Here is a 3,956-nt window from a genome sequence, read left to right as displayed (position 1 = left end):
CCCCCGTCATCACCCTCGACGCCCGCCGCCGCGACAGCGCCAAGAGCGCCCTCATCACCCTCGTCGAACACGCCCTCCTCGCCCGCCTGCGCTGAGCGGAGCACGAGGTCGCGAGCGACACCCCGCCCCGGCGGGCCGTCGGCAGGACGGTCCGCCGGGGCGGGTTGCTTACCGGCTGGTGTCCGGCAGGGGCACCGCGCAAGACCCGCTCATAAGCGGTGGATAACAGTTCGGTAGGCATTTTGTGATCAACAGTGACTCTGCGTGGCCGAATCACGTCACTCAGCGCCAGAAGACCACGGTTTTGCACCGTCATGTCGGCGAATGTCCAAATTGTGCCGACGCGGGTGGCATTCGACGTCTGTTTGTCCCCCATCCCTGCACGTGCTGAAATTCCAGCTACCCCTGTAGCTTTTTCCGCCCCGCCCACCGGCGGCGGACCCTGGCCCGGGGCAGCGCTGGATTGATCCATGGCCGGCTGTCGGCCGAGAGGTAGTTGTCGAGTGAGGCGTAAGCAGCAACCCGCCCCGCAGCGGCGCTCCGAGCCCCGCCAGAGCGAGCCGAACGGTAGCGCAAAGGAATCGGCCGGATTCTCCGCGTTCACCCCGACCGAGGAGCGCTCACAGGCACCGCAGCCCGTGACGCCCGCGGTCGCCCCGAAGGAGCCCCGCAGCGGCGGCTCCGCGGGCACCGAGAGCTCCAGCCGCTACGACTTCCTCAGGCCGCGCAACTGGCGCGTGCCGACGCGTCTGATCGCGATCCTCCTGATCCCGGTCATCATCAGCCTCGTGTTCGGCGGCCTCCGCGTGAACACCTCGATCGACGGCTACATCAAGTCCTCCCGCGCCGAGAAGACCGCCGAGCTCGCCAAGGCGGCCACCGAACTCGCCGAGGCGCTCGAGACCGAGCGCGACAAGACGCTGATACCGCTGATCACCAAGCAGGACCCGGACAACCTGGTCACCAAGACCCGCGCCGCCACCGACGCCGCGCTGAAGGTCTACGAAGCCGCCTACGCCGCCTCGGACAAGTCCGGTGAGCTCCCGCGCCGCCACCAGGCCTTCCAGGACCTCGTGGTCGCCCTGCCGCACCTGCGCGCCAGCGCGTACGGCAGCGAGCTCTTCGCGAGCGCCACCGCGAACGCGTATTCGACACTGTTCGCCCCGCTGCTCGCGTACGACAACTCGGTCGGCCTCGGCTCCACCAACGCGGCCAGCAAGGGCCGCGCGATCTACGCCATGTCGCTGGCCAAGGCCGCGGCCTCGTCCCAGCGCGCGCTCATGCTGCACCTGCTCGTGGGCATCGGGTCGAACTCGGTGACCCGCTACGAGAACCAGGACCTCACGCTGCAGGTCGTGGTCTCGGAGAAGCTGGAACAGACCGCTATCACCGAGTTCACCACCGGTAGCGACCCGGTCGACGCCAAGAAGTACGCCGACGCGCAGGTCGCCCTGGCCACCTCGCAGGACCGCTCGGCGTACAAGATGCCCGACGGCCGCGCGCCGACCATGCAGTCGCTGCTGAACCTCGCCTCCGCCTACGGCCAGGCCGCCGCCGACGGGCAGAGCAAGGGCAAGGCCGCCGCCGACGCCGCCTTCAAGGAGGCCAAGGACGCCGGCCTGACCCCGGAGAACTGGAACCAGGCCGCCGGCATCCACATCCAGGCCCTGCGGAACACCGAAGTCGCGCTCCTCGACGACGTGCTCACCGACTCCCGCGCCCTCAAGGACAACGCGCTCTACGACGCCATCCTCAACACGGTCATCGTCGTCGCCGCGCTCATCCTGGCCGGGCTGCTCACCGGTTACGTCGCCCGCTCGATGATCCTCGGCATGCGCACCCTGCGCAGCGCCGCCCTGGAGATCGCCGACAACCGCCTGCCGGACCTCGTCGAGAAGCTCTCCAAGACCGACCCCGAGCGCGTCGACACCTCCGTCGCCCCGATCCCGCTGCACGGCAAGGACGAGATCGGCGAGGTCGCCCGGGCCTTCGACCAGGTCCACCGCCAGGCCGTCGAGCTCGCCGCCGAGCAGGCACTGCTCCGAGGCAACGTCAACGCGATCTTCACCAACCTGTCGCGCCGCAGCCAGGGCCTCATCCAGCGCCAGCTGGCGCTGATCACCGACCTGGAGAACAACGAGGCCGACCCGGACCAGCTGGAGAACCTCTTCAAGCTGGACCACCTCGCGACCCGTATGCGCCGCAACGGTGAGAACCTGCTCGTCCTCGCGGGCGAGGAGGCCGGCCGCCGCTGGAACACCCCGGTCCCGCTGGTCGACGTGCTCCGCGCCGCCGCGTCCGAGGTGGAGCAGTACGAGCGCGTCGAGCTGTCCGGCATCCCGGAGGTCGAGGTCGTCGGCGCCGCCGTGACCGACCTCGTCCACCTGCTCGCCGAGCTGCTGGAGAACGCGACCTCGTTCTCCAGCCCGCAGACCCGGGTGCTGGTCAACGCGACCCGCCTGCCCGACGGCCGCGTGCTGGTCGAGATCCACGACAAGGGCATCGGCCTCACCGCCGACGACTTCGCCGAGATCAACGAGAAGCTGGCCGAGCCGCCCACGGTCGACGCCACCATCTCCCGCCGCATGGGCCTGTTCGTGGTCGGCCGGCTCTCCCAGCGGCACGACATCCGCGTCCAGCTCCGCCCCTCCGGCGAGTCGGCCGGCACCACCTCGCTGGTCATGCTCCCGCCGTTCATCACCAAGGGCGGCCCGGCGCCGGAGCCCGAGGAGCAGTTCACCGTCTCGCGCATCTTCGCCGAGCAGGAGCCGACCTCCGAGTGGGCGCCCGACAGCCGCACCCGCAGCGCCGCCGAACTGGGCTTCGACGACCACCTCACCGGCATCGGCAACGCCGGCTCCTCCGGGTTCAGCCCGGCCCTGGAGTCCGTCCAGCGCTCCCAGCGCCTCGACCAGGTCCGCCGCGCCGCCCTGGAGTCCTCCCCGTACGGGGACGCCGAGCAGCCGGTCCTGGACGTCGAGGTCGAGGAGGAGTACCCGCAGCAGGGCTACGACCAGTACGCCCCGCAGCAGGGCTACCAGCAGCCCTACGCCGACGACCAGTACGGCTACGCGCAGGACGGCTACGGCCAGGACGCGTACGGCCAGTACCCGCAGCAGGGCTACGACCAGACCGGCTACGCGGACGACCAGTACGCGCACCAGGACTACCAGGACCAGGGCTACCACCAGGACCAGGGCTACGACGACGGCTACGCCGGCGACCAGTACGCCCACCAGGCCCAGGACGCCGCGACCAGCCACCCGTACGCCCCGGAGCCGCCCGCGCTGCCCGCGGCCGAGCCCACCACCCTGCCGTCCGGGCTGCCGCAGCGCCGCCCCGGCCAGCAGCTGGCGAGCGGTGCCCCGGTCGGGACGCCCGCGCCCGCCGGCGCCAACGGCGAGACCCCGAACTGGTTCGCCGGTGCCAAGGACACCTCGTCGCCCGCCGAGTCGCGCGGTCACGACGTGTCCGCGCTCGGCGGCTACGGCCCGACCGGCCCGACCGCCAACTCCGCCTGGCAGTCGCCGAACGACAACGCCTGGCAGCGGGCCGAGCAGTTGCGCGAGCCCGCGTCCGGTGGCACCACCCAGTCCGGGCTGCCGCGCCGCGTCCCCAAGCAGAACCTGGTGGCCGGCAACGCCAAGCCCACCCCGCAGGACGGGCCGCAGGTCTCCCGCAGCCCCGAGGAGGTCCGTGGCCGTCTCACGAACCTGCGCCGCGGCGTGGAGCAGGGCCGCACCGCCGGCAACACCGGAAGCTTCCGGATCGACCCCGATCAGGTAGACCAGTCCGGCAACGGACAGAACCGGAGCACCGATCTCTTCGGCGGCTCGAACCACCAGGAGCGTTGAGTTGACTCAGATGAGCCAGGCCGCACAGAACCTGAACTGGCTGATCACCAATTTCGTGGACAACACCCCCGGGGTGTCCCACACCGTGGTGGTCTCCGCGGA

1 protein-coding gene and 2 pseudogenes are annotated in these 3,956 nt (G+C 70.7%); all 3 read left to right on the top strand.

Annotated elements, in window-relative coordinates:
* Positions 1–95: pseudogene (locus AB0O00_RS31650) on the top strand (ATP-binding protein); the annotation flags it as partial.
* Positions 96–638: 543 nt separating this feature from the next.
* Entirely contained in the window at positions 639–3,854 is a 3,216-nt protein-coding gene (locus tag AB0O00_RS31645; protein WP_363657622.1) for a nitrate- and nitrite sensing domain-containing protein, read from the top strand.
* Positions 3,855–3,864: 10 nt separating this feature from the next.
* Positions 3,865–3,956 (top strand): annotated as a pseudogene (locus AB0O00_RS31640) (roadblock/LC7 domain-containing protein); the annotation flags it as partial.

It is taken from the genome of Kitasatospora sp. NPDC093558 (assembly GCF_040683475.1).
In the GTDB taxonomy this organism is placed as follows: Bacteria; Actinomycetota; Actinomycetes; order Streptomycetales; family Streptomycetaceae; genus Kitasatospora.
Note: the sequence above shows the minus strand (reverse complement) of the source record. Positions and strands in the feature narration are given on the sequence as shown.